The organism is Rossellomorea sp. DA94, from assembly GCF_029834455.1.
In the GTDB taxonomy this organism is placed as follows: domain Bacteria; phylum Bacillota; class Bacilli; order Bacillales; family Bacillaceae_B; genus Rossellomorea; species Rossellomorea vietnamensis.
The window spans coordinates 531,225-556,226 of record NZ_CP122397.1 but is presented as its reverse complement, the minus strand read 5'-3'; the positions used below and the strand labels follow the sequence as shown (position 1 = coordinate 556,226).

27 protein-coding genes are annotated in these 25,002 nt (G+C 44.8%); 15 read left to right on the top strand and 12 right to left on the bottom strand.

Annotation, left to right across the window (positions count from 1 at the left end):
- Window positions 1-409: 409 nt before the first annotated feature.
- The 6 genes from mreBH (at window position 410) to P8596_RS02840 (ending at window position 5,617) form a co-directional block, all read left to right on the top strand.
- Window positions 410-1,414 carry a rod-share determining protein MreBH gene (gene mreBH, locus P8596_RS02865; protein ID WP_034761217.1) on the top strand — a complete coding sequence of 335 codons (1,005 nt, stop codon included), beginning with the start codon at window positions 410-412 and terminating at the stop codon, window positions 1,412-1,414.
- 184 nt (window positions 1,415-1,598) lie between these two features.
- Entirely contained in the window at window positions 1,599-2,162 is a 564-nt protein-coding gene (locus tag P8596_RS02860) for an RNA polymerase sigma factor (RefSeq protein WP_224521435.1), read from the top strand.
- On the top strand, window positions 2,159-2,875 hold the full coding sequence (locus tag P8596_RS02855) for an anti-sigma factor (protein WP_279725782.1): 717 nt from the start codon (window positions 2,159-2,161) through the stop codon (window positions 2,873-2,875). The genes P8596_RS02860 and P8596_RS02855 overlap by 4 nt, the downstream gene beginning before the upstream one ends.
- A 360-nt stretch (window positions 2,876-3,235) precedes the next feature.
- Window positions 3,236-4,588, top strand: a complete 1,353-nt coding sequence (locus tag P8596_RS02850) for a copper amine oxidase (RefSeq protein WP_279725781.1) — start codon at window positions 3,236-3,238, stop codon at window positions 4,586-4,588.
- A gap of 74 nt (window positions 4,589-4,662) precedes the next feature.
- The gene (locus P8596_RS02845) at window positions 4,663-5,301 is read left to right on the top strand and encodes a class F sortase (protein WP_254652946.1); all 639 of its coding nucleotides are present in this window, start codon (window positions 4,663-4,665) and stop codon (window positions 5,299-5,301) included.
- Between the two features lie 88 nt (window positions 5,302-5,389).
- Window positions 5,390-5,617 (top strand): hypothetical protein, encoded by a 228-nt coding sequence (locus P8596_RS02840; protein WP_159361179.1) that lies wholly within the window; start codon window positions 5,390-5,392, stop codon window positions 5,615-5,617.
- Window positions 5,618-5,665: 48 nt separating this feature from the next.
- Here the strand turns inward: P8596_RS02840 and P8596_RS02835 are convergent, their stop codons facing one another.
- From P8596_RS02835 to queF, 8 genes are all read right to left on the bottom strand, one after another.
- A complete protein-coding gene (locus P8596_RS02835; protein WP_481900332.1) occupies window positions 5,666-6,733 on the bottom strand; it encodes a nitric oxide synthase oxygenase in 1,068 nt (355 codons plus the stop codon).
- A gap of 114 nt (window positions 6,734-6,847) precedes the next feature.
- Window positions 6,848-7,363 (bottom strand): GNAT family N-acetyltransferase, encoded by a 516-nt coding sequence (locus P8596_RS02830; RefSeq protein WP_254652945.1) that lies wholly within the window; start codon window positions 7,361-7,363, stop codon window positions 6,848-6,850.
- Window positions 7,364-7,450: 87 nt separating this feature from the next.
- Window positions 7,451-8,413: an NAD(P)/FAD-dependent oxidoreductase gene (locus tag P8596_RS02825; protein ID WP_279725780.1), complete on the bottom strand. Its 963-nt coding sequence runs from the start codon at window positions 8,411-8,413 to the stop codon at window positions 7,451-7,453.
- Window positions 8,414-8,499: 86 nt separating this feature from the next.
- Window positions 8,500-10,380, bottom strand: a complete 1,881-nt coding sequence (gene abc-f, locus P8596_RS02820; protein ID WP_279725779.1) for a ribosomal protection-like ABC-F family protein — start codon at window positions 10,378-10,380, stop codon at window positions 8,500-8,502.
- A 229-nt stretch (window positions 10,381-10,609) separates the two neighbouring features.
- Entirely contained in the window at window positions 10,610-10,723 is a 114-nt protein-coding gene (locus P8596_RS02815) for an RAxF-45 family protein (RefSeq protein WP_098351140.1), read from the bottom strand.
- 79 nt (window positions 10,724-10,802) lie between these two features.
- Window positions 10,803-12,440: a DUF2339 domain-containing protein gene (locus P8596_RS02810; RefSeq protein ID WP_279725778.1), complete on the bottom strand. Its 1,638-nt coding sequence runs from the start codon at window positions 12,438-12,440 to the stop codon at window positions 10,803-10,805.
- A gap of 109 nt (window positions 12,441-12,549) precedes the next feature.
- Window positions 12,550-13,398, bottom strand: a complete 849-nt coding sequence (locus P8596_RS02805) for a YitT family protein (protein WP_279725776.1) — start codon at window positions 13,396-13,398, stop codon at window positions 12,550-12,552.
- Between the two features lie 252 nt (window positions 13,399-13,650).
- On the bottom strand, window positions 13,651-14,148 hold the full coding sequence (queF, locus tag P8596_RS02800; protein WP_224521443.1) for a preQ(1) synthase: 498 nt from the start codon (window positions 14,146-14,148) through the stop codon (window positions 13,651-13,653).
- Between the two features lie 346 nt (window positions 14,149-14,494).
- Here queF and P8596_RS02795 point away from each other — a divergent pair, with 346 nt between their 5' ends.
- From P8596_RS02795 to P8596_RS02785, 3 genes are all read left to right on the top strand, one after another.
- Window positions 14,495-15,145 carry a cobalamin B12-binding domain-containing protein gene (locus P8596_RS02795; RefSeq protein WP_224521444.1) on the top strand — a complete coding sequence of 217 codons (651 nt, stop codon included), beginning with the start codon at window positions 14,495-14,497 and terminating at the stop codon, window positions 15,143-15,145.
- Between the two features lie 110 nt (window positions 15,146-15,255).
- Window positions 15,256-15,753 carry a hypothetical protein gene (locus P8596_RS02790; protein WP_224521445.1) on the top strand — a complete coding sequence of 166 codons (498 nt, stop codon included), beginning with the start codon at window positions 15,256-15,258 and terminating at the stop codon, window positions 15,751-15,753.
- Window positions 15,754-15,776: 23 nt separating this feature from the next.
- A complete protein-coding gene (locus P8596_RS02785) occupies window positions 15,777-16,334 on the top strand; it encodes a beta-class carbonic anhydrase (protein ID WP_224521446.1) in 558 nt (185 codons plus the stop codon).
- Between the two features lie 294 nt (window positions 16,335-16,628).
- Here P8596_RS02785 and P8596_RS02780 read toward each other — a convergent pair whose 3' ends face one another.
- Window positions 16,629-17,351: a 5-formyltetrahydrofolate cyclo-ligase gene (locus P8596_RS02780; RefSeq protein ID WP_279725775.1), complete on the bottom strand. Its 723-nt coding sequence runs from the start codon at window positions 17,349-17,351 to the stop codon at window positions 16,629-16,631.
- Between the two features lie 100 nt (window positions 17,352-17,451).
- Between P8596_RS02780 and P8596_RS02775 the strand changes: the two genes are divergently transcribed.
- Window positions 17,452-17,904 (top strand): DUF2269 family protein, encoded by a 453-nt coding sequence (locus tag P8596_RS02775; protein ID WP_224521448.1) that lies wholly within the window; start codon window positions 17,452-17,454, stop codon window positions 17,902-17,904.
- Between the two features lie 345 nt (window positions 17,905-18,249).
- Window positions 18,250-18,693 carry a GNAT family N-acetyltransferase gene (locus tag P8596_RS02770; protein WP_279725773.1) on the top strand — a complete coding sequence of 148 codons (444 nt, stop codon included), beginning with the start codon at window positions 18,250-18,252 and terminating at the stop codon, window positions 18,691-18,693.
- A 49-nt stretch (window positions 18,694-18,742) separates the two neighbouring features.
- Here the strand turns inward: P8596_RS02770 and P8596_RS02765 are convergent, their stop codons facing one another.
- Window positions 18,743-19,057 (bottom strand): phospholipase, encoded by a 315-nt coding sequence (locus P8596_RS02765; protein WP_279725771.1) that lies wholly within the window; start codon window positions 19,055-19,057, stop codon window positions 18,743-18,745.
- Window positions 19,058-19,227: 170 nt separating this feature from the next.
- On the opposite strand from P8596_RS02765, the gene P8596_RS02760 reads away from it, so the two are divergent.
- Entirely contained in the window at window positions 19,228-19,731 is a 504-nt protein-coding gene (locus tag P8596_RS02760) for a peroxiredoxin family protein (protein WP_034761180.1), read from the top strand.
- Between the two features lie 40 nt (window positions 19,732-19,771).
- On the opposite strand, the gene P8596_RS02755 is transcribed toward P8596_RS02760, so the two are convergent.
- Window positions 19,772-20,683 (bottom strand): phosphotransferase, encoded by a 912-nt coding sequence (locus tag P8596_RS02755; RefSeq protein ID WP_279725769.1) that lies wholly within the window; start codon window positions 20,681-20,683, stop codon window positions 19,772-19,774.
- A 109-nt stretch (window positions 20,684-20,792) separates the two neighbouring features.
- Here P8596_RS02755 and P8596_RS02750 point away from each other — a divergent pair, with 109 nt between their 5' ends.
- Together P8596_RS02750 and aldA are read left to right on the top strand one after the other, a co-directional pair.
- A complete protein-coding gene (locus P8596_RS02750; RefSeq protein ID WP_279725768.1) occupies window positions 20,793-21,815 on the top strand; it encodes an NADP-dependent oxidoreductase in 1,023 nt (340 codons plus the stop codon).
- Between the two features lie 176 nt (window positions 21,816-21,991).
- Window positions 21,992-23,440 carry an aldehyde dehydrogenase gene (gene aldA, locus P8596_RS02745; protein WP_279725766.1) on the top strand — a complete coding sequence of 483 codons (1,449 nt, stop codon included), beginning with the start codon at window positions 21,992-21,994 and terminating at the stop codon, window positions 23,438-23,440.
- Window positions 23,441-23,663: 223 nt separating this feature from the next.
- Here aldA and P8596_RS02740 read toward each other — a convergent pair whose 3' ends face one another.
- Window positions 23,664-23,897, bottom strand: a complete 234-nt coding sequence (locus P8596_RS02740) for a hypothetical protein (protein WP_034761169.1) — start codon at window positions 23,895-23,897, stop codon at window positions 23,664-23,666.
- A gap of 217 nt (window positions 23,898-24,114) precedes the next feature.
- Between P8596_RS02740 and P8596_RS02735 the strand changes: the two genes are divergently transcribed.
- Window positions 24,115-24,915: a VLRF1 family aeRF1-type release factor gene (locus P8596_RS02735; RefSeq protein WP_279725764.1), complete on the top strand. Its 801-nt coding sequence runs from the start codon at window positions 24,115-24,117 to the stop codon at window positions 24,913-24,915.
- Window positions 24,916-25,002 lie beyond the last annotated feature (87 nt).

Sequence of the window (25,002 nt, the reverse complement as noted above, 5' to 3'; positions counted from 1 at the left end):
CTTTTTGTTGATTAGAAAAGCTGCGGTGTTTGGACGTTTTTCTGATACGAAATGTCCCGGTGCCCCTCATAGACCACGAATCTTCCACATTCCGACAATAACCTCACACCATTCCCCTACGTCCACACTCACCCACCCTAAAATACTAGTTAAAATCACCCCTCTATTTATTACAGAACGTTTAAATTTTTTTAACGAACAAAAAAGGAAGGTCCGTCCCTATATACATATAAGGGTATTCAAAAAGGCTCTGTAGAAACGTTTTATTTTTTGAATAGCGCTTTCATATCTGTCATACTTTGTAACAATTTGTCGGTGGTAAATATCTCCACCTTCATAACCCCCGAAAATCTCCTATACTGTATAGAAGGTTATAGTGTGTAGAATTCTTATAGTTGGAGGAATATTGATGTTATCAAACTCTGAAATTGGGATCGATTTAGGAACTGCAAATATACTTGTTTATAGTAAAAATAAAGGAATTATACTTAATGAGCCATCTGTTGTGGCGATTGACACCGAAAACAAAACGGTATTGGCCGTTGGTACAGAAGCGAAAAGCATGATTGGGAAAACACCTGGAAAGATCGTGGCTGTGCGCCCTCTTAAAGATGGTGTGATTGCCGACTTTGATGTGACCACTGAGATGCTGAAGCAAGTGATGAAAAAAGCGAGTAAAAAACTTGGATTCTCCATCCGTAAACCGACCGTGGTCGTATGTACGCCTTCAGGTGCGACAAGTGTTGAAAGAAGAGCGATTCAGGATGCTGTGAGAGGAAGCGGTGCGAAATCCGTTACCCTTATCGAAGAACCTGTAGCTGCTGCGATCGGAGCAGACTTACCGGTTGGAGAGCCTGTTGCCAACGTCATCGTGGACATCGGTGGCGGAACGACGGAAGTGGCGATCATTTCTTACGGTGGTGTTGTTTCTTGTAACACGATCCGTATCGGTGGAGACCAAATGGATGAAGATATCGTCCAGTACGTTCGTAAACGTTATAATCTCCTAATCGGTGAAAGAACGGCTGAATTAGTGAAAATTGAAGTCGGGCAGGCATTGATCGATCATGAAGAAAGAACGATGGATATCCGTGGACGTGATCTTGTTACTGGTCTTCCAAAAACGATTGAACTATCATCGAACGAAATTCAGGATGCATTGAAAGAATCCCTCCTTCACATCCTGGAGACGATCCGTGCAACATTGGAAAACTGTCCTCCTGAACTGAGTGGGGATATCGTCGACCGCGGTGTGATTCTGACTGGTGGTGGAGCCCTATTGAACGGACTTCAAGATTGGTTGAGCCAGGAAATCGTTGTACCGGTTCACTTAGCTCCCAACCCGCTTGAATCAGTGGCCATCGGAACAGGACGTTCCCTATCCGTGATCCACAAACTGCAAAAAGTAAAATAAGTAAGAAGACATCCCCCATTCGTTGGGGGATTTTTTTGTACCCAAACTCATCTATATACCCCACTAACATTTTTTTCAAACATTTGTGATCCAAATTCTTATTTCCCTCGTTAGCTTATTAAAATTGAGTTCCGCCCCGTTGTTTAGTATCCTTATTTTATATGTCAAAGATAAGGAGCGTACTATGCCCAATGACCGTCAGGATATAGAACTATATCAACAAGTTTTGGCAAAAGATTCGACTGCATTACGACAGCTTTATCAGCAATATGAAAAATTGATCTATTCCTTCTCATATAAAATGACAGGAGACCGTGAGATCGCGGAGGAAGTGATCCAGGAGGTTTTCATGAAGCTCTGGAAGAAGCATTCTCCATATGACCATAGCAAAGGGAAATTTTCATCATGGTTGTTGACGATGACGCGGAACACCTGTCTCGATGCCATACGCAAACGAAAGAAGCATGAGTCTGTTGAATATATAGAAAAAGACTCCCTTCAGGTCACCAACGAAACGCCCGCCGATCAACTGGAGTGGAAAGAAAAAGGGAATGCGATCAGGGACTGCATACAAACCCTGAAAGAGGATCAGCAAAAAATCGTGCAACTATTCTACTTTAAAGGCTTAACTCAAGCATCCATCGCTGAATCAACAGACACTCCACTCGGGACGGTTAAAGGAAGGATCCGTTTAGCTCTTAAACATTTACACACGTGTCTAAAAGGGAAAGGAGGTACATTCGAATGACCATCCCACAATGCGATCATTTACTGGATTACTACAACGGACATTTATCAGAACTCGAGAAAGCTCAATTTGAGAAACATCTGAAGAGCTGCCCGCAGTGTCAGGAGGAACTTCATGAACTGGAGCAGTTAATGGACTATATGCCTTTCGCATCTGATGTTGTCGAACCTCCCAAGGACCTGGAAGACCGTGTGATGGCCGGCATTCTCGGAGAAGAGAAACGAACCTCAATTGTCGAGCCTCCATCTAAAAAGAAAAAGAAAACATGGTTCCTCCCTTCTGTCGCTGCCGCTTTATTCCTTTCCCTCATTGGGAATGCCTACTTATTCTCACAGCTTGAAGATCAGGATGAAGTCGTGGAACAGGCAACGATCGATCAGGTTGTTCAATACGTCGATCTCGCTGCTGTTAACGGAAGCGCTAAAGGAACTGCCAGTATCATTAAACAAGGTACTCAAACGAGCATGGTCGTCCAGGCTTCTGAATTGCAGGAACTCTCAAATGAACAAGTATATCAGGTATGGCTCATTAAAGATGATAAGCCTGAGCGCGCCGGTACATTCGTCACGAGCAAGGATGGAAAAGGTTCGGTCGTCTTCAAATTCAATGAAGAGTTCACGAAGAAGGATTGGGATACGGTCGCCATCACCCTTGAACCGGATGCCAATAGCCAGCTTCCTCAAGGAAACATCGTGTTAGCTTCCGAAATATAAAAAAAGTTTCATAAATCGTATTTCGCCCGGCAGCCCTTCACTGCCGGGCTTTTTTTTATGGCTTAACAATCATGATTTCATCTTTTTCGTATATCGAAATGTTTGAGAGATTCGAACTAGGGAATTAAGTCCTATGTAACAGGAGTTATACAATTACTAAACAAATGTTTTACTTATCTTCATTCTACTTTTTTTAAAAGGATTACATAGTAAAAGAGGCTAGATTCATTCTATATCTATCACCCTACTTTTTAACCTAATTAAAAAGAATAGAAAAAAGTTTCAAAAAAAGTGATCCATGTTTCAACTTCTGTCGTTAGCTTTATGAAAATATAAAAAACCAAAAGGAGAGATACCATTATGAAAATGAAAAAAAGTTATTTAGCCGTCCCTTTAAGTATGACATTATTGATTCCAACTGCAGGTGCCGTATCAGCACATAACGGTGAAGATCATCCCATGACGAAAGTCGATACGCCGGCAGGGGAATTAAGAACTTCTTTGGACCGCTTACTTACAGAGCATGCATACTTAGCCGTTGAAGCCATGAGACGCGGAGCTGAAGGCGCTGAAGATTTCGATGCGGCTGCCGGTGCTTTAAATGATAACGCAGCCGATTTAAAAGGCGCGATTGCCTCCGTTTATGGTGAAGAAGCAGGAAATCAGTTCAACACGATCTGGACCAATCATATCGGATACTTCGTTGATTATGTCAAAGCAACGGGTGCCAATGATCAGGCTGCCAAAGATGAAGCCCTTAAGAATCTATCAGGATATAAAGACGAATTCTCTAAATTCCTTGAAACAGCCACTGGTGAACGATTGAAATCGGATAGTTTGGCAGAAGGACTTCAAATGCATATTAATCAACTCATCGGTGCATTTGACAGTTATGTAGCAGGAGATTATGAAAAGGCTTACGAATATGAACGTGAAGCGATCGGACATATGGCCATGGTTTCAAAAGGATTATCCAGCGCGATCACGGACCAATATCCCGACAAATTCGAAAACACGATGGCGGTAACACCGGCAACGGATTTACGCTCTATGCTTAACCATCTTTTAACAGAGCATGCTGCCCTTGCGACAATGGCGATGCAAAACGGGATCGACGGTTCTAAAGATTTTGACGCTTCCGTCAATGCACTGAATGCCAACACGGAAGATCTTTCAGCAGCCATCGCATCAGTATACGGTGAAGATGCCGGAAACCAATTCAAAGACATGTGGTCAAAACACATCGGATTCTTTGTGGACTATGTAAAGGCGACCGGTGCTGAAGATGAAGCCGCAAAAGAAGAAGCAATCAAGAATCTTGATGGCTACCGTGCTGAATTCTCTAAATTCCTGGAAACAGCTACAGACGGACGTTTAGAATCAGACGCTCTTGCAGATGGCCTTCAAATGCACGTTGAACAATTGATTGGTGCTTTTGACAGCTACGTGGCAGGCGACTATGAAAAGGCCTGGGATGGAATCCGTATGGCGTATGAGCATATGCTGAACCCTGCAAAAGGATTATCAGGAGCTTTCGCGGATCAATTCCCTGACAAGTTCAAAGCCAACATGCCTTCTGAAATGCCTAATACCGGGATGGGTGGAACGGCTGACAACAACGAATTCCCATTCGAATACCTTCTTGCAGCCCTACTGATCATCGCGGGTGGTACAACCCTTGGAATGAAAAAATACGCTTCACATAAACAATAATCTTTAACATGAGAGGGACGGACCTATAATAGGTCCGTCCCCCAGTGTGAAGATGAAAGGAGTGGCTTCACATAATGTATACTATGAGGGTTGTACTGCTTGTGCTTGTACTATTGCCCATTTCTGCATGTTCTGCCGGGATTAGTTCAAATCCCACTGAAGAAAAGGCGAAAACCTCAGAGGTTCAGGAAAAGCCGACAACTCAGATGGCCAGCACTACCACTTCGCCTTCTCAATTTGCAGATACGATCATCAAGGATGAAAGAAGCGGAATCGTACCGGCTACCATCGAAATCCCTGCCATTGATGTTTCCACAAGCATCGAAGCGGTTGGATTGAAGGAAAATGGCGAAATGGCCGTAACGGAAAGCTTTGAGACGACTGCATGGTACCAGGGTGGTTACAAGCCCGGTGAACCCGGTAATGCTGTGATTGGTGGTCATGTGGACAGCCGAAATGGTCCAGCTGTTTTTTATAAGCTCAACAAGCTTTCAAAAGGTGACGAAATCATCGTCAAAGATAAGGCTGGAGAAAAGAGAACGTTTATTGTCATGGATAAGAAAGAATATCCTTGGGACGACGCCCCTTTGAAATCAATCTTTGGGTATTCCGCTGCAAGCTCTCTCAATCTCATCACCTGTACAGGTGACTTTGACCATTCTGCAAGAAATTACAGCAAGCGGCTTGTCGTCTACACCGAATTGAAATCCTGATGAAAACAGCACGGAATCCCTCCGATGCTGTTTTTTTATGGATATTTTTAGAAGGAATAGAAATCCTAACAGTAAGGAAGGTGATACCATGAACGAGGAGCAGTTGGAAGATCTGTTCGGCTTCTATGGATATGAGGATTTATACAAGAGATTCAAGACTCCCCTTTATGTGACCGGCATCATGGACGATGCCGACGCCGATTTACTCGAGGATTTCTTTGAGAATTTCAAGTTCGATTGTACTGTTTTGTTCGACGAGTTCAGGTTCTGGTTCCAATATTACGAGGTTTCGAAGCGTCCACCTTTTACTTTATAGTCCTCAAAAAAAGCTGTTCTCTGCACATTCACAGAAAACAGCTTTTCTTCAATATGGTTTCTCCTGATAGAAGTAATTGGTCGAATTCCACTTATTCTCGTATTCTTTATGAAAGATATGGGTCGTCGCCGGCGAAACAGGTGGGATCAACCACGTCCAGTCCCCGGTTACATCTCGGTCAGCTTGTTTCTCATTTTCTTCAAACAGGCGGAACTGCTGAGCAGCCGTATGATGATCGACAATGCTTATCCCATCTTCTTTAAAAGAATGAAGCACGGCGATATTCAATTCGATCAGTGCCTTATCCTTCCATAATGTAGCCGCTCTTGATGTATCAAGTCCCATGCAGCTTGCGACTTTAGGGATCAAATTGTAGCGGTTCTCATCGGCAAGATTCCGTGCACCGATTTCCGTTTCCATATACCAGCCGTTAAACGGGGCAGCCTTGTATGAGATCCCGCCGATTTTCAACTCCATGTCAGAAATGATCGGGACGCCGTACCACTTCAATCCGAGATCCCGAAACCAGTCAAATTCAGGGTGACGAAGAGGGGCTTCCAGTGTAAGATGGGGCTCAATGTCTTTCATTCGCGGGGGCTCGTCCCCGATTTGCACGACGAAAGGCAGAACATCAAAGTCCGTCCCCTGCCCCTCCCATCCAAGCTCCAGGCATTTATTCGTGAACTCGATGGAATGGGGATCCCCTCTGTATTGACCATCACCCTCATAACCCGCATACCGGATCAATTGGTGATTCCATAATCGGATGTCAGGCTTATTGGGATGGGACGGTCTGAATACCGTGATCGTCGGGCGGATTCTTCCACGGTTGGACGCAAATTCCAAGTGGCGCTCTAACGCCTGGAATACCTCATCCTCGGTTGTAGCTTCCCTTTCGTCAAATACGTTCAACGAATTCCAGAACAATCGGCCGATGCATCGATTGCTGTTCCTCCAGGCCATTTTGGCGCCATGTACAAGCTCTTCGTTTGTATGGGTATAAGTTCCTTCTGTAGCAATTTCATTTTCTATTTGTTGTAATCGAAACGCGATGTCTGCTTCGCTTTTATTCAGTTCCATAAACACTTGTTCAATGAAGGCTTTCGCCTCATCCATAATCGGTGTCAATATAATCGCTTCCCTACTATCTTATTCAGCGCATACTGTACCTTTAAGTATACCATTTTTCCCATACCTATTTCCTTGGTACATTTGAACAACCCTTGAATTCTAGAGAGTCACGGCTTTCTCATAGCATCGGTATTCCTGATGTCCTTCAGGTTTAGAGGTGAAATAAACAGAGCCCCTATACTCATACCCCATTTTTTCATAGAGAGTGTTGGCTCCTGTGTTTCTGTAGTATGCATCCAGCCGGATACTTCTGTAGCCTTTTTCTCCGGCAAGTTCCTCACATTTTTCCATGAACGTCTTGCCAAGTCCCTTCCCCTGTTGAAGGGGATCAAGAAACAGGGCGTGAATCACCCATTCGTCATCAAGCTGCCAAGGGATTTCCGACCATTCAGGGGATTGCCATTCATTCAGAGTGGCGGATCCTGCCACCTCTTCGTCCACCATCAGCACATAGAGGTTCCCGTTTTCCATCACTTCTTCAAAGTACTCCCTGCTTGGGTACTCATCGTTCCATTGAAGAAGGCCTTTCTCATCCAGATCCTTTTTGCACCTGATATAAACGTCCATTATGGTGTCGAGCTGTTCACGGGTTGCTTTGATTAATTGTGAATTCATTTTCTATCTCCTGCTTATCGATTGATTTATGTAACTCTTTGTAGTGTTTGTCCTGAATGGGGACGTTATGCGGGCGGATCAGATTCACTATCCCTTGCAGGCAACCCTTTCCCCTGCTGAAATCCCAGATAAATAAGCACTCTCAAAGCGTGTCCTTCCGGCTTCATCATCTACACGGAGGAACGCATCCCCACAGATGATGATCCTTTTACTTGTCCCAACTTCTACAAACGGGCTGCGCATCACCGTCTCTGCTTCAGCATATCTCCAACGCTTCAACTCTGCTGTTGCAATCTCACTTCCCTCTGTAAGATAATGTTCTGCCACCCTTTGGATTTCAGTCAGTATCCCGTCGTCCTCGAGCATTTCATTCTTCTTCGCCCACTCCCCCGTCATATATACACTGACAGTGACCGACTGGGAGATACCTTTCTTATGATGATCCACCACCCTCTCAACCCCGTCAGGCAGATTCTCATCCGTATGTCCCGGTGAGGGGATGCAGCTTGATCCATTGAATGTGAACATACCAACAAAGCAAGGGGCAAATGAAATAGTGGAAACCTGTGGTTCTGTCATCCCCGGCAACAGCGATAATGCCTGGGGTACGGGAGCCGTTACGATACAATGATTCGTGAGGATTGTTTCTCCGCTTTCGAGTTCTATTTCAAGAAGTCCGTCCCTCCCGTCGCGAATGGCAGATACCTTTGTGTTCAGTTTGACCGGGATGGTTTCCGCCAGTTGTTTGGCAAGGTCATTCATTCCGCCCGTGGATGTGTAACGGGGATAGGGATTTCCAAACCATCGTTTCACCCACCTTGCCTCGAGCCATTTATCTACATCCTGTTGGAGCTCCCCGGACCGGACGGTGAAGAACTGGGCACCGTGGTCGGCCTTTCCTTCTCCTATCCGCCTTGTGGCTAGCCTCCCTCCGACACTTCTACTCTTCTCTACTATGAGGACATCTTCTACCCCGTTTTCGAACAGTGTCCTCGCCGCCATGATTCCCGACAGGCCGCCTCCGATAATGATCACTTCTTTGGTTGTCATTATTCTCATCCTCTCTTTGCTTTCATTATACGAATTTCATCTGGAAAAATGAAAGGGAGATGACTCCTGTCGCCATCTCCCTTTCATTACGCCAAAAATCCTTCTAAATCTTGATACATCCGGTTTCGTTCATGTTCTTTCTGTTCTTTTTCCTTGTACAGTTCTTGAAGGACGTCCAGATCTTCCACGGAGAGAAGCCTCTCATCGATGGCGAAGATTTCCTCTTCCACCCGTTCAAGATCAGCTTCAATTTCTTCCATCTTTCGGGATGGTTTCTGTTTCTCTTGAACTACTTTAGGTTCCGCTTCCTTGACTGCTTTCATTTCAGGCTCTTCAGGTACAATTTCAGGAAGCTTCTCTTTCGCCCAGCTGTATGGCCCGTCAAAGAAATAAAGCTCACCCTGGTGGATCCAATAGGTTTTCTTAAACAGCTTATTCAAAAAGTACCGGTCATGGGAGACAGCGAGAATCGTGCCTTTGAAATCCTCCAGGGCATCCTCCAATACTTCTCTTGAATCAATGTCCAGATGATTCGTCGGCTCATCGAGGACAAGGAAGTTGATGTCCTGATGCATAAGCTGGGCAAGCCGGAGCCTCATCTTCTCCCCGCCGCTCAGCTGACCGACCTTCCGGAACACATTCGGTCCATAAAACAGGAACTTCGCGAGGATATGCCGGGCATCCCCTTCCGTCACCGCCACTTCTTCCCTGAACGCATCAATCAACCTGACCGACGGATCGGCGACAGTAAAGTGCTGGGACAGGTAGCCGAGTTTCACATTGCTTCCGAGTTTCACCACGCCATGATCCGCTGACTCCTCCCCGAGGAGCATCTTGATGATCGTTGATTTCCCTGTACCATTTTGACCGACGATCGCTGTGCGGTCCTTAAAATGGACATGGAGGCCGACTTTTTCGAATAAGGTCTTTTCCCCATAGGCTTTCGTCACTTCTTCCATGGAATAGACGATTTTCCCGCTCCGGTCGGTTTCGTCGAATTCCAGCCCCATCTTCTTCCGGTCCAGGATCGGCCGCTTGATCTTCTCCATCCGTTCCAGTGCACGCTCCATATTCCGTGCCCGCTTGTGCAGGGCTTCATTCGGAGGGTTCGCCTGGTTCGCCCATTCCCTCAGCCTTTTGATGGCCTCCTTCATCTTCTTGATTTTTTTCTGCTGCTCCTGATACGCCTGGAACTCGATCATCAGGCGCTCTTCCTTTTCCTTTACAAATCCGGAGTAGTTCGTATGGTAAATCGTCAGCTCCCCGTCCTCCAGGTCATAAACCTTTGTAATGACGTGATCGAGGAAATAGCGGTCATGGGAAATACAGACCACGGTTCCATCATATTCTTTCAAAAAATCCTCAAGCCACTCCACCGCCCCGATATCCAGATGATTCGTCGGTTCGTCAAGCAGCAGCAGGTCCGGCTTCTGAAGGAGAATCAAACCGAGACAAAGTTTTGTCTGCTCCCCGCCGCTACACGCATTGAAATCTTTCTCGACCAGTTCCCCAATGGCTAGGCCATTCACGATCTTCGCTATATCGGACTCGATCTCATATCCTCCAGAGAGGGTGTATTGATCCTGAAGCTTCCCGTATTCTTCTAGTAGTCGGTTGAGAGTATCCGGGTTTCGTTCATTCCCCATTTTGGTTTCCAGCTCTTTTAATCGGAGACCAATCTGGATCAGTTCCGAAAACGCGGAACGCAATACATCGATTCCCTTCGTACCTTCCTTATACTGTGGAATCTGAGCCAGGTACCCTACCTTTGCTCCTTTTTTCAGATGAATGAGCCCCTTATCCGGAGCTTCCACCCCTGACAATAATTTAAAGATGGTCGTCTTCCCGGTCCCATTCCGCCCAACAAGGCCAATCCGGGCCATCTCAGGTATTTCGAAGCTCAAATCCTCAAATATCAAGTGACCACCAAACATTTTACTGATTTCCTGTGCGCTGCAAATAATCATTTTCCTCTTCCTTTCGGGTATCTATTTAGAGGTAAGAGGTTCATAAAAAAAGCCATGGGGGAGCAGAAGGCTCGCCCATGGCTCTACGGAAGTGCGGGACTTTACTGCACCGCACTTCCCCTTTCATAAAAGAAGGGACAAAAAAAGAGAGCGAAAACGCCCCCATTTTTTCCGATTCTTAATAAAAAAGTGATTGGAATTGAGACCTCTTACCGTTCAGTATTCATATTCATTTGCTGAAAAAGGGCATACGTGTCCCCTTGAACGCAAATGCATGAAAAATTGCACGGCAAATGTAAATATAGTCTAAATACTTCCCACGCAATCCTACAGAACGATTCATCTCAATTCCACCTCCTTTTTCATTACACGAATATTGATACCACCATTATATAATTATTCTGAAAGCTTTTGCAACGTGTTTATTCTTTTTTATAAAGAATCCTTGATAGCACAAGGCCGATCACACCGATTGGAATCAGGATCATGGCACGGATCGTGAAATCGAGGAACACGAGATCGGCAAGGAAAAACTTAAACAGAGCCAGTGCAAGGAAGATGATTCCCACCCACCGGTAGAACATGTCCTTCCTGCTTTCCCCATAGATGAGATACCCGATGGACAGGGCGGCAATCGCCACGGTGTAGGCAGTCGTCCGCGGGGTGTAATCCCAACCGATCACGATGAACTCGGTCAACCTCAGGATGAAGAACATCACGAGACCTGTCAGCACGACTTTCATTGTCGTCGTTGAGACGTTCAGGAAGGAGGATTCCTGCTGATTGAAATGGGCAAACAAATAGACATAGGCAAATGCCAGGATAAAAATCGGCAGTTCAATCGCAATGAAATCGCCTTGTGATCCCGTCACCATTCCAAGGAATGAGAGCAGCATCAACAAGAGTGAACCTGCAAGGCTGACATAGCTTTCTCTTCTCCCCGCCAGCCACAGAAGGGCATTCGCTTGTATGGCAATCAGCACGAAGCGCCAATCATATTCAAACAGATCAAAGAGGAAAAGAAGCATATGCAGGAATCCGAGGACGAGCAAAGTATCCTTCGTTCTCTTCATTTCCTTCGGTTCAATAAAGGCAGCCCCGATATAAACAGCTGCAAAGATGGCATAGTAGACAAGAGGAATCTGTGAATAAACATCATTCAACAGCCCCAGAAGGATGAAACTGCCCGTCACGAGGGCCGGTATCATCTCAGCGTTCACCCGTTCATCCCGGTTAAGGATGATCAGGAGCAGGATATACGCATGCTGAATGGCAAATGGGATGAGGACGGTCAATGTCATTTCCCCGACACCAAATGCCGCAAAGAAAAACAGTGAAAAATACAGTAAATAATAATGAATATTCCAGGCTATCCGGTACCTTTTCAACGTACTGAACGTCATCAATACAAAGAACAGCACAAGCTCATAGCCATAAAACAGCCATTCATTCCGCTCATCCCCTGCGAAAATGAATGGAAACAGGTATGCCCCTGCGCCTATCAAACAAAGAATCAGTTGGGAACCATGCTTATGGGATGCCCACAGCCCAACAGAAATGATTAGGATCAATAAGAGATTCGTGATGAGTCCTCCTATATACCCGTATAGGATATTAGCTGAAAACAGCGTAATGATGGAGAGGACGATGCTTCCAGAAAGAAGCGTGATGGACAATTTACGCTGATCCCGGCTGAACCTTTCACCAAGTGCGTACATCACGATACTGATGACGCCACCCGTCAACACCCGGAGCCCCGGTGAGACCCAGCCGTTTTGGGAAGCCGCCATGAATCCCCAAATGCTTCCTATTAATAGAACGAACAAGAATACTTTCGGGAGCCAGCGTTCGACTGAGAAATCAAATGGCTCCTTTTCCATGATGGGCTGTACTGATTCAGCAGGAATTGGTTTTTGAGGTTCTGTGTAGACCTCTGCTTTTTGGATGACGGGTGATTCGTTTTCATTCTTTGCCTGAATCAGCTGCCGCTTCACGAGATAAAGCTCTTTTTCCAGAAAATTGATTTTTTGCTCCAACCTCTTCAGTTCTTCCTTTTCCATACTTCCACCCCCCTACTTCTATTTATACAGGAAGAATGGAATATTTCCCTATATTTTTTTGAAGTCACAATAAAAAAACCCCACCCTATAAGCAGGTGGAGTTTCGTTTCTATGCTAATCGTTTAAAGTTTTGTCCAAGGATTTCATTCATCGTGTGAACCGTGATGAATGCACGTTTATCAATTTGGGTGATGAAGCCTTTCAGCCTGGAGAAGTCCTTGCGTCCAAGGATGGTCGTGATGACTTCCTTTTCATCGGACGTGAACGCTCCCGTTGCCGTATGGATCGTCGCCCCTTTTCCAAGCTCGTGGACGATGTACGACTTGATTTCATCACTGTAACGGCTGATGATCACAATTTCTTTATTTGAATTGAACTGCTGCAGTGCATAATCGATGACCAGTCCGTTCAGGATGACCCCGAAGAATGCATACATTCCGACTTGCGGTCCAAATAATACGGCTGAGGACATAGCGATGGATAAATCCGCCAGCAGCACGCCTCTGCCTACATCTATATTGAAATATTTATTAAAGATCAGGGCCACGATATCCGTTCCACCCGTTGATGCCTGCTGGTTGAACACAATCGCCATACCGGTTGCGGCAATGCATTGACCGATGATCAATTGAATCAAGATATCATCACTGAGTGGCGCGCTCATCGGAGCAACTGTCTCGAGTAACCAGACATAGAATGAAAGGGCGAAACTCGCGTAAATCGTTTTCGCTCCGAAATTAAACCCAAGAAATATCACACCGACGATAAACAGAATCACATTGATGATAATCATGAACAGCCCAAGGGACATTCCCGGGAACAGATCGTTCATGATGATCGACAATCCACTGACTCCCCCTGTCGCTAAATTATTAGGCGATAAGAAAAAATGGACATTCACCGAAACAAGAAATGCCCCGAGATTCATCATTAAGAAGGAAAATATTCTTTGTCGCATCACCGCAACCTCCTTTTTCTTTAAAATTTATTGGTTTTCCGTAAATAGTTGAACAACGGGATTATAAAGCCCATCGAGACCCTTTGTAAAGGGAATCCGGTCAAAAAAATAAGGTTTAATAATTGTGAAAATTGGAAGGGTTTGCAGATGTGATGAGGACAAGGATCTGGTTTAGCGATTCATTTTCAGGGTATGCGATGAATTTTAGCTTCTATTAAAAAAACGATCCCATTAAGGAATCGTTTTTACACTTTATCGATTATCAATTTTCTCCGGATACAAATCATGGTTCATCAAACGGTGATCTGCCATCGTCTCATATTTCGTACCTGGCTTTCCGTAGTTGCAGTATGGATCGATGCTGATCCCTCCACGCGGGGTGAATTTTCCCCATACTTCAATATAACGGGGATCCATCAATGTGATGAGATCGTTCATGATGATGTTCATGCAGTCTTCATGGAAATCACCGTGATTACGGAAGCTGAACAGATATAGCTTGAGCGATTTACTTTCCACCATCTTTTCACCAGGGATGTAGCTGATATAGATGGTAGCAAAATCCGGCTGACCTGTTTTCGGGCAGAGACTGGTGAATTCAGGACAGTTGAATTTCACAAAATAATCCCGGTTCGGATGCTTATTGTCGAATGCTTCCAAAATGTGTGGAGCATACTCGAACAAGTAATTTGTCCCTTGATTCCCTAATAATGATAAATCTGTTAAATCTTCGTCTTTTCTTCCTGACATGTAAAAAATCCTCCCCTTCAGAGTGCCTCGAATGAAGGAGGACATAGCATTAGCCTAAGAATCGACATAACAGGCGGGTGAATTGAAAAAATTGTTATATCCTGTTATGCTTGAAGGATAACATGTTTAAGAAAACCCCATGGTAGATTCATAGAACCATAGTTTTTTATAGAGGGTTAATGCTATGAACCTCTCTCAGGTACGTGAGCGTAATAGGTGTTACAGAGGTTATATTAAATAAGAATTTTGGGAAAGTCAATCCAATTATAGGTTGAAATTTGCAGCAGGAATTTCGATTCTATCTATGGAATATAGTAATTGGTATTTTTGCTGGGAGTGATGATATATGAATCAGCTGGTCAAGGCTTTCACCAAGTCTATTCTCGCTGGAGACGTGCCTGCATTACTGGAACTGCATTCGTCTTCCATTGATTCAAAAATAGATAACTTTACTTTTTACGAAAAAATCATTAAACCATCTATGTATAGAATTGGTGAACTTTGGGAGAAAAATCAAATTACCGTTGCAGATGAACATTTAGCTACTGCAACCCTTAAATATTTACTTGCTACTATTTTTACCCATCAAGAGGCTTTAGAAAACCAACCTAAAGCTCTTTTATTTTGTATCGAGGGTGAACATCACAGTTTGGGACTGGAGCTTGCGAACGAAGTATTCAAAGAAAAGCAATGGAATACCCGTTACTTGGGAGCCAACGTCCCTGTCAAAGATGCATTAACCTTCATTAGCGTCTGGAAACCCCATGCCATTGGAATATCCATTGGTATGACCACGGAACTGACCCGATTAAAAGAGTGCATCCAAGAAATCAGAGCGCATCATAAGGAGATTGATATTCTCGTCGGAGGCAGACTCGTCTCCCACTATTCTCTTGATTTCTTGGAAAAATCAAAAGTGACAAGCTTTTATGACTTGTTGGAACTCAATGAGTATCTCGACGATATGTCCAACGGGCTTGTTTCCTTGAAGGGCTAACTCCTTAATCACATGCAGCCGACAATAAAAGGTTCCGGTATTCGTACCAATCATCTTGATTTACGAGACGCAAGAGTGACGTCCGGAACCTTTCTCTAAGGAGTGATCATGTGGAAAATTTACACTTATGCCCTATCCCGTATCTTTTACTCGATAGGCAGTTTAACTTAATAGATGCTTCAAATACCGGCTATGATTTTTTGATGCCCGGCGAAAACTTCATGTCTATTGTAGAAGAAGAAAGTTCACCAAAGTTCGCCCGGATCATTCACAAACAGCCAAAAGGCGAAATGGAACTGAATCTAAAGAAAAACGATTCCTTCGAACTATTCGACATCTTCTTCCAGTTTTCAGATGTTCAGCAGTATTTCCATGTTGCCCTTATTGCCAAGGATCATCAATACAAAAAAGTATCCGAGCAAATGAACGGTTTATTCGATTTGATGGGTAATCCCGCTTATTCGAGAAAAGAACCGAACCTGACAGAAGTACTTGCAAAAATTTCTTCATTATATTTAAAGCTTTCCAATACATCTGATTGGAATCGGCAAGAAATTATGGATAAAATAAAAGAGATTGAATTTCACATTCAACGAAATGTGAAATAATTTTATTTTATAGGAGAGACGATATGACTTTATTAACGAACATACTTGATTACAACCAGCAATTTGTAGAAGAACAATCGTATGAAGAATACCGGACCACCAAATTCCCGGACAAACGCTTAGTGATTCTTACCTGTATGGACACTCGTTTAGTAGAGCTGCTCCCTAAATCCATGAACATGAAAAACGGAGATGTCAAAGTCGTCAAAAATGCAGGCGCTATCGTAAGCCACCCATTCGGAAGCATCATGCGCAGCCTGCTTGTGGCAGTCTACGAACTGCAGGCAGATGAAGTGATTGTCATCGGTCATCACGACTGCGGTATGAGCGCCATCAACAGCGACAGTATCCTTGACAAAATGAAGGAACGCGGCATTACGGAAGAAACACTCGATACCGTCAACTACTCCGGAATCGACCTTCACGACTGGCTGAAAGGCTTCAGCTCCGTACAGGAAAGCGTCGCCCACAGCGTCGACATGATCAAAAACCATCCATTGATGGACAAAAAGATCCCTGTTCACGGACTTGTGATCAGTCCTGAAACCGGGAAACTTGATTTGGTAGTTGAGGGGTACTAAGAAAAGCGGAGGCGGCTTGGGCAGAGGCGACAAGCATAAGATGAATGGTCCGAGAAGGCGGCTTTTGGCCTTCTTGGACCATTTAGCTTATGACCTCGAGCCCCAAGCCCCTGGAGCTGGACATGTAGAAGAGCGGAGGCGGCTTGGTCAGTTCGGACAAGCATAGCTTCTAAAAAACCATGAAGGCGAATTTCGCCTTCATGGTTTTTTCATATCCCTTGTGTAGGGACGGACCTCGAAATTCGGCAACATTGAGACGAGAAACGCTGTCATATCAAGATTTTCAACATCAATTCAGAGGTCCGTCCCTCTTCTAAATCCCTTCAATTCTTTGAGGATCGGCATGCTTTCCATTTCGTCTTCGGTTACGTGTTCCCATTGGATGCCATCTGGTTTTGGATAGGGGGTGTTGGTTTCGGTGATTCCTTCTTCTGTGATGATCCAGTCGACTGCAAGGTCATAGGAATCTCTTGGAATGTCGTCCCCTACCAGCTGTTCACTGTTTATCGTCGTGATGACCGGCACCGGTTTGTTTCCGATTTCCCGCAGGATGGCATATTCCCGGTCGGCGTACCCCGCCCCTTTTCCAAGCCTTCTTCCATCGGGGTGAATGGCAACGGAACCAACTACGATGAGATCAATACCTGGAATACCCGTCAAAGGCACCACTTTCCCGTATGTATTCATATGCTTGATGCTCGCTGCTTTCCTTTCCTCTCCCGCTGGAACAGAATCAGGCTTGATCATGACAAACCCATCCTTCAACCTTGGTGTCGGAATGAGGAGCGTTTTGCCATCCTTTAGAATCGCTGCCCGTAGAGGAAGCTGCGGGGCATCGGGATTTACTTTCACCACACTCGCCGTCTTATAGATGTCCATACTCTGCACAAATGATGCAGCTTTCTCCGCCCCTTTGAAATTCGGGATCCTTCCCACTAATGGAAAAGGAAACCGGCCCAATTTCTTTTCTGTCAGCGCATTCCATACTTTATGTCTGATTTCATCTTTCACACTCATACTTTTTTCTCCCCTTTTTTCAAAAAAAAAACTGGAAACAGGTACTATTTTACTATAAAATGAAACCTGTTCAAAATTACCTAATATGGAGGTGAATAACATGTCATTTTACGAATTATTGGTTCTTGTCCATGTGATTGCAGCGGTCGCCGGCCTTGGCGCAAGCTTCTCGATGCCTGTCGTGATGAGAACACCTGAAACATCACATCAGGCGAAATTCTCTTTAGATCTCAGTAAAAAAATTGAGACCTTTGCAAAAGTGGGCAGTATCGTACTCCTCATTACCGGTCTGATTATGGGCATCATCAACCCGTATCTATTCAAAACCGGCTGGTACATTGCTTCCATCGTGATTTACATCGGTGTCCAGTTCATCGTTGCCGGTATCATGCCGAAAAAAGTAAAGCAGATGGCCGAAATCATCCACAGACACGAAGGTGAAGATGTCCCTGAATCTTACGGAAAAATCAACTCGGAATTAAAACCTTACAACATCATTATACATAGTGCCGCTATTATTCTTATTATCTTAATGTCTATCAAACCGTTTTAATCTGAGTCTCCGGCCTGCTATTATTGCAGGCTGGTTTTTTTATGTAAAGTCGCCGAATCTAATTTTACCATTATTTGTATTTTAACGCATATACACTCATAAATGACGCAATTCTTTGGAAAATGACGCAATAAATTCTAAAATGACGCAATTATCCAAAAAATGACGCAAAAACTATAAAAAGTCGCATATATCCTTACTTTCTTTCACCTGACCGGATGCCCCAATCCAGTCTTTTTTTCGTTTTAAACTCCTCTAATCAACACTCCTGACCACTTCATATTAAACCTCACCGTCATGTTCTTCCCCACCGTTCATAAAATAGTGTATGGAAGGAGGAATTGGATGAAGGTATTTCGTGCTCGCCTTTCAGACCTGGAAGGCCTTGTGGAACTTTTTAATGCTTATCGCATCTTTTATCATCAGAAGTCGGATCCCGTTGGAGCGAGGCAGTATCTTGAAAAACGTCTATCACATGATGAATCAGTGATCTTTGTCGCCATTCACGAGGATGAATATGCAGGGTTCACCCAGTTGTATCCATCTTTCTCCTCGGTTTATATGGAACGGATTTGGAAGCTGAATGACCTTTATGTTTCCAAAAAGGTTCGCAGACTGGGTGCCGGCCAGCTTTTACTGGATGCTGCGAAGGAACATGCGGTGCAAACCAGTGCAAAGTCGCTTATTCTGGAAACGGACCGGGACAATATACAGGCTCAGGCATTATATGAGAAGAATGGATATGTAATGGAAGAAACGGTTTACCATTATACCCTGAAACTAAAATAATTTCTTCAAACCAAAAGAAGGTCCAATGAGGGACGGACCTTCTTTCACGTTAGATCCAAGACCCCCTGCACCGGTCCCTCCCACATCGATTCCCCTGGCACTTCACCTTCGTCTGCAGCTGCATGTATTGATAGAAGAGGAAAGCATGTCGCCCTTTTCGTGTATGCGGGTCGATTTCACCCTCCAATTTCTTCATGAACATCCGATCACACTCACATGTCGGACCATACCGGTCATAACAAAGGTCATGGGCTTTGCAAGCGGCGTCCACCGAATTAACGGGTGCCCCCGGTCCACTGCATCCCGGCCCGCACCACTTGTATTCAGGGAAAATACATAGTTTCGGTCTGTTGTTATTTCTCATCGTTTTCTTCCTCTCCATTCATGATCTGCACATTTGTACGTTTTATTTCTCTCCAAAAGGGAAATACACCTTATGAAAGAAAATTACATTACTATACTGTATGTGATGGCAAGAGGTCGGGTTTGTCCTAACGCCTATTTGACAAATAAGAAAACACTTAGGAGGAATGAATAATGGCTTTTCAATTAAAAGATAAGGTACCAAATTTCACGCTCCCCGCAGTTTCTGGTGAAACATTCTCGTTTGAGGATCATCAGAAGGAACATCAAAGCTGGCATCTCATTGTGTTCTTCCGCGGATCATGGTGTCCGGTATGTCAGGAAGAGTTAAGGGAGCTTCAAGCGAACAAAGAATACTTCGAGAAACATAATGTGCACTTATTGACGATTTCGAGTGATAAGATGGCCGATTTACAGGAGTTCGCCAATAAAGAAGACCTGACCTTCCCTGTATTAGCCGACGAAAAATTAGAGGCGATCAAAGCCTATGATGTCTTCTATCATGGCGAGGATGCCCCTTATGAAGATCATGGCCAGCATGGAGAACCGGCTTATTTCCTAGTGAACGAAAAGGGACAAGCCATGTACCAACAAAGACAAACGAGTCCTTTCGGCCGTCCCCATGCCAATGAACTTCGTAAAATCGTGAAATATATCCAAAAGAATGTAAAGTAAGAAGCAAAGCCGGGTTGACGGAGGAGTCAACCCGGCTTTTTCATGTCAGGGCAAGCTCCAGACTGTTCCGGGCTTCCATCACTGTATGAGGCTGCCTTTCATGGTAGCCGTAAAGAAGTAACACCACGTTCGTATAAACCGCTTTGAATCGGGCATAGTCCAATTCTTCCTCCCCGACCTCTCCATATTCTTTTAAAAATTGTGTCCTTCCTTTAGGAGTAAGAAAGCTGTAGATCAGGTTTAAATCAATGGCACGGTGACCAAGATGGACATCTCCCCAATCAAGGACCCCTGACAGGATGCCCTCTTTGTCCACCACAATGTTTTTAAAGTGAAGGTCGCCATGTACCAGTGTGGTTTCTTCAGACAAAGCCTTACTTGGCAGGTTATGGAGATACGTCTCTAATTTATCCATTTGGTGGAATAGATTGAGATCTTTGATTTCATCTTTGTTTTTTTCCAATACGGGTTGCCGCTTTTCAACATCCAACCGAGACAGCTCATCATAAGGAACCCCTTGTTTTTCTGCTGCCTCCACACTCGTTCCGTGAAGTTTTTTAAGGAACCGCGCCAATGCAACGGCAGACTCGCCTTCTCTCACCACAAAGGCTGCCCGGGACGGGATGGTCCCATCCACAAAGCGATAACCGAGAAATGGCCACTTGTATTGAGACGAAGGCTTGCCGTAATAAGCCGGAACCGGTATATGAAGGACCCCACCGCTATCTTCAAGTAGTGGCAAGAGCTTTCCTTCCGTTTCCAAAAGCCTTACAGCGATCTCCCTTCTTGGGAACCGGAAAACCCAATCGTTGTTTACGTTCATGACCGTATTGTCAAAACCATAATCCATAATCTTGATGTCAGCAGGAATCAAATCCGGGAACTGGGACTCGATCAATTTTTTAGCCTGACAAGTAGTGACAGCTACTTCTGCGTCCCATACATGCGCCATATTACCCCACCTTTCTCAAGTGTTATTCTTTGTAGAATCTAAACTGATTGTGATAAGTTTCAATTAATCGGAAAAAATGAATAGAGTCAAATTCTAAGGAGGAATTGTTATGTTACCTGAAAAACAGCAGCAAATTCAATTAGTCTCCCGTCCAGAAGGAATGCCTGTAAAAGAAGATTTCCTTCATAAAGAAATCGATGTGCCCCAGCCTTCAAATGGGGAAGTGCTTGTCAAAACGATTTACCTTTCTGTGGACCCTTATATGCGCGGGAGAATGTCTGATGCCAAATCGTATGTTGAACCTTTCAAGCTAAACGAGGCATTGGCCGGCGGAGTGGTAGGAGAGATCGTGGAATCAAAATCTGCACACTTCCAAAAAGGGGACTTCGTAGTCGGCATGCTTCCTTGGCAGGAGTATTCCGTTGCGAAAGAGAAAGAGGTCCGCACCATCGATCCGGATGTCGCACCGATTTCCACATACTTAAGTATCCTTGGAATGACAGGACTTACTGCGTATTTCGGACTCATGGACATCGGTCAGCCGAAAGAAGGAGAAACCGTCGTCGTGTCCGGTGCTGCAGGTGCAGTCGGCTCAGTCGTAGGGCAAATTGCGAAGATCCAAGGTGCCCGTGTCGTCGGGATTGCAGGATCTGATGAAAAAGTCAGCTACCTGACGGATACTCTCGGATTTGACGAAGGCATCAACTATAAAACAACAGACAACATCTATAAAACGTTAAAAGAAGCATGTCCGGATGGTATCGACGTATACTTTGAAAACGTCGGTGGTGAAATCGGAGACGCTGCCCTTAGTTTACTAAATAAACATGCACGTATACCAGTGTGTGGGGCTATTTCGTCTTATAATAAAACAGATCGTGACCTTGGACCACGTGTTCAATCAAGACTGATCAAATCAAGCGCACTCATGAAAGGCTTTGTCGTCAATGACTACAACGACCGCTTCAAAGAAGGCGCAACAAAGCTTGGGGAATGGCTGTCCCAAGGAAAACTCCAATACGAAGAAACCATCACAGAGGGCCTCGACAACGTAACCGACGCCTTCCTAGGACTCTTCCAAGGCAAAAACATCGGCAAACAGCTCGTTAAAATCGCCGAACCATCTAAATAAGCCCTTTTGAGGGACGGACCTCCATATTCACACCCAAAACCCTGATACATCAACATTCAGGTAGGTGAGAGTGGTGTCCGTCCCTCTTCTTTTGCACATCCCTATGTTTACACCTCCCCATCGGACGGGAAAAGAAAGAGATATGTGAGAAATCAGTTCTTGAAGGAGGAAATAAAGTGGAGAAGTACCAGATGTATGTGAATGGTGAGTTTGTTGATAGTATGTCGAAAGAGACGTGGGATGTGATTAATCCGGCGAATGAGGAGACGATTTCTTCTATTCCGCTTGGTACGGAAGACGATGTCAACCACGCCGTGGATGTTGCCCATACGGCATTCCTTTCGTGGAGCAAGGTTCCTTCCAAGGAACGGGCTTCATATTTATATAAAATTGCTGATAAGCTGGAGGAACGCCGGGATCAATTCGTTCAGATGCTGACAGATGAAAACGGGAAGACCCTTGCAGCTTCCGAAGGAGAAGTCGACCTTGCCATCGAGTATTTCCGCTACATGGCGGGCTGGGCGCTCCGCTACGAAGGAGAGATCCTTGAGAGTGAGCGTTCGAACGAGAACATCCTCGTCTATAAGAAGCCGATCGGAGTCGTTGCGGGAATCGTTCCATGGAACTTCCCGATGTTCATCCTTGCCAGGAAAGTGGCACCTGCACTCGTGACAGGATGTACAATCGTTCTGAAGCCAAGCCAGTATACTCCGAACACTGCCTGTGAATTTGCCAAAATCATAGATGAAGTGAAACTGCCTAAAGGAGTATTCAATCTGGTGACCGGAAAAGGCTCTGATATCGGAAATCCAATGTCCAGTCATCCTAAAGTACGCATGGTTTCCATGACGGGAAGCTACCCGGCAGGCTCTAAAGTGATGGAGGCAGCATCCAAGTCCATCACGAAAGTGAACCTGGAGCTGGGAGGTAAAGCCCCGGCCATCGTCACCAAGCATGCCAATCTCGACCTTGCCGTCGAAAAAATCAAAACGTCCAGGATCACAAACTCCGGCCAGGCGTGTACGAACGCGGAACGCGTCTATGTGCATGAGGATGTGGCTGAAGAATTCATCCAAAAGATGACTGAAGCGATGAAAAACACAACGGTGGGGGATCCGACAAATCGTGATAATGAGATCGGGCCTCTCGTCAATAAAGACCGCCTTGAAACCGTGACGGAAATGGTCAACACCGCCGTCGAAAACGGAGCCAGAGTCCTTACGGGTGGGAAACCGGTTAACGTGGAAAAAGGCTTCTACTATGAACCTACCATCCTTGTCGATGTAAAGCAGGAGATGGACATCATCCAGGAAGAAATCTTCGGACCGGTATTGCCGATCATGACGTACAAGGATTTCGATGAAGTGATCGAGCTTGCCAACGATACGGAGTATGGTCTTTCGTCTTCGATTTTCAGCGAGAACCTGCATGAGATCATGAGAGCCGCTAACGAGCTTCGATACGGGGAAACCTTCGTCAACCGTGAAAACTTCGAAGCCATCAATGGATTCCATGCCGGCCGTGGGCAATCTGGAATCGGTGGAGCTGACGGGAAACACGGACTGAATGAATACCTTGAAACACATGTTGTTTATCTCGAGTACGATGAAAACTACAAGGGTTAACAGAACGAAAAGCCTGGCCTCGGGTCAGGCTTTTTTATTATGATACATTTTCCCAACAAAAAAAGCCCTGCAATTCAGGACTTTTTAATAAACGGTATATGAGACACTTAAGAGATGATAAAGAAATTCGCCAACGCAATTAATAATAGAATGATTGCAACACCGGAACTCATCCATAGAATATCATTAAAATCCATTTTCAAATCAGCCATTTTATCTTTATTTAGCAACGTACTTCACTCCCTTGAAGATTTTCAATGAAACCGATGACTTTAAAGAGGGACAAGTCCAGTTTAGGATTGGTCGATGTAGAACAATTCGAACACTCTATCTGATTTACATTCATTGTCGAACGGAACTCATTCGAACAACGCGTACACTCCAGTATATGTAAATCCTTTGTCTTCCCTTTCCGATCAAATTGAATGCGCTCTCTTCCCTGGTTAATATAGCTCATGTTTTTTCTCTCCCGTCGAATGTTATTTAGTACATATTTACCCGGTGTAAAGAACATAAAACATGATTTATCTGATTTCTTGGAGAAAAGATGGACAGAGGAACATTGCAGATGTTTACCCTTTGCCCAGATGAGATTCCCTTTTTTTACAAAAAGATGTTTAAACACCTCCTCCACCGTTTATATGAAAAGTAACGATTCGATAAGGAGGAGTTCCATGTCTTTAAAGAAGACCATCAGTGTGTTGGAAAACTTATACTTACAGAAGCCGGACAAGTTATTGACAATCTATTTAAATACCGACCGCAGCGATCCTGATCAGCAGGGTGGGGAGTGGAAGATCGCCCTCAAGAATGGGTTCAATCGACTCGTAGAATATCTTGAAAGCGCACCGGAAGAAAAAGAAAGACTCCAAACCATCCGCCCGAAAGTGGAGAACCACGTGCATAGCCTTGAACGCGAGCTGCCCAGGAGTTTCATCATTTTCGCTTCTGCGGATAGCGGGATCTGGGAAACATTTGAACTTCAGGTGCCTGTGGAAACGAATTTCTACTGGGAGGAGAATCCTCATCTTGACCAATTGAAGGCTCTCCATAAAGAGCATCCTTATACGGGGCTCGTGCTTCTTCAACAAAATCAAATCAAAATCATCACTTCTGTGTTCGGAGAAATTCAGTCCAGCGAGTTCATGGAATTCGATCTGGAAACCGATGACTGGCGTAAGCACGAAGGCCCGCATCATGCTGATGTCAGCATGGGAAGCGGCGGCGGAAAAGCCAATCAGCAGGAGGAGTACGAAAACCGCTTGAAAGCCAATCAACAACGTTGGTGGAAAAGTCTCGGCAGCATCCTCGACAAAAAAGCAGCCGATGAAAAATGGGAACGAATCATCCTGGTCGGGGATAAAGAGGAAGCCGCTGTACTGGAAGAAAGCATGAATAAAGAAGTCCATGAAACCATCGGAAAAAACTTATTGAATGAAAATGAACATAAAGTCGTGGAGAAAATACTGGCATAACCTTAGCGTCCACCGTCCTTTATCCGGACGGTGGATTTTTGTTGGATAATCCTCCACTCAAACAGGCACACGTCCCCCCTTCGTTCA

Excerpts from the sequence above, each read along its gene's own strand:
- mreBH (WP_034761217.1), top strand. The coding sequence starts at position 410 with ATGTTATCAAACTCTGAAATTGGGATCGATTTAGGAACTGCAAATATA.
- P8596_RS02860 (WP_224521435.1), top strand. The coding sequence starts at position 1,599 with ATGCCCAATGACCGTCAGGATATAGAACTATATCAACAAGTTTTGGCA.
- P8596_RS02855 (WP_279725782.1), top strand. The coding sequence starts at position 2,159 with ATGACCATCCCACAATGCGATCATTTACTGGATTACTACAACGGACAT.
- P8596_RS02850 (WP_279725781.1), top strand. The coding sequence starts at position 3,236 with ATGAAAATGAAAAAAAGTTATTTAGCCGTCCCTTTAAGTATGACATTA.
- P8596_RS02845 (WP_254652946.1), top strand. The coding sequence starts at position 4,663 with ATGTATACTATGAGGGTTGTACTGCTTGTGCTTGTACTATTGCCCATT.
- P8596_RS02840 (WP_159361179.1), top strand. The coding sequence starts at position 5,390 with ATGAACGAGGAGCAGTTGGAAGATCTGTTCGGCTTCTATGGATATGAG.
- P8596_RS02835 (WP_481900332.1), bottom strand. The coding sequence starts at position 6,733 with ATGGATGAGGCGAAAGCCTTCATTGAACAAGTGTTTATGGAACTGAAT.
- P8596_RS02830 (WP_254652945.1), bottom strand. The coding sequence starts at position 7,363 with ATGAATTCACAATTAATCAAAGCAACCCGTGAACAGCTCGACACCATA.
- P8596_RS02825 (WP_279725780.1), bottom strand. The coding sequence starts at position 8,413 with ATGACAACCAAAGAAGTGATCATTATCGGAGGCGGCCTGTCGGGAATC.
- abc-f (WP_279725779.1), bottom strand. The coding sequence starts at position 10,380 with ATGATTATTTGCAGCGCACAGGAAATCAGTAAAATGTTTGGTGGTCAC.
- P8596_RS02815 (WP_098351140.1), bottom strand. The coding sequence starts at position 10,723 with ATGAATCGTTCTGTAGGATTGCGTGGGAAGTATTTAGACTATATTTAC.
- P8596_RS02810 (WP_279725778.1), bottom strand. The coding sequence starts at position 12,440 with ATGGAAAAGGAAGAACTGAAGAGGTTGGAGCAAAAAATCAATTTTCTG.
- P8596_RS02805 (WP_279725776.1), bottom strand. The coding sequence starts at position 13,398 with ATGCGACAAAGAATATTTTCCTTCTTAATGATGAATCTCGGGGCATTT.
- queF (WP_224521443.1), bottom strand. The coding sequence starts at position 14,148 with ATGTCAGGAAGAAAAGACGAAGATTTAACAGATTTATCATTATTAGGG.
- P8596_RS02795 (WP_224521444.1), top strand. The coding sequence starts at position 14,495 with ATGAATCAGCTGGTCAAGGCTTTCACCAAGTCTATTCTCGCTGGAGAC.
- P8596_RS02785 (WP_224521446.1), top strand. The coding sequence starts at position 15,777 with ATGACTTTATTAACGAACATACTTGATTACAACCAGCAATTTGTAGAA.
- P8596_RS02780 (WP_279725775.1), bottom strand. The coding sequence starts at position 17,351 with ATGAGTGTGAAAGATGAAATCAGACATAAAGTATGGAATGCGCTGACA.
- P8596_RS02775 (WP_224521448.1), top strand. The coding sequence starts at position 17,452 with ATGTCATTTTACGAATTATTGGTTCTTGTCCATGTGATTGCAGCGGTC.
- P8596_RS02770 (WP_279725773.1), top strand. The coding sequence starts at position 18,250 with ATGAAGGTATTTCGTGCTCGCCTTTCAGACCTGGAAGGCCTTGTGGAA.
- P8596_RS02765 (WP_279725771.1), bottom strand. The coding sequence starts at position 19,057 with ATGAGAAATAACAACAGACCGAAACTATGTATTTTCCCTGAATACAAG.
- P8596_RS02755 (WP_279725769.1), bottom strand. The coding sequence starts at position 20,683 with ATGGCGCATGTATGGGACGCAGAAGTAGCTGTCACTACTTGTCAGGCT.
- P8596_RS02750 (WP_279725768.1), top strand. The coding sequence starts at position 20,793 with ATGTTACCTGAAAAACAGCAGCAAATTCAATTAGTCTCCCGTCCAGAA.
- P8596_RS02740 (WP_034761169.1), bottom strand. The coding sequence starts at position 23,897 with ATGAGCTATATTAACCAGGGAAGAGAGCGCATTCAATTTGATCGGAAA.
- P8596_RS02735 (WP_279725764.1), top strand. The coding sequence starts at position 24,115 with ATGTCTTTAAAGAAGACCATCAGTGTGTTGGAAAACTTATACTTACAG.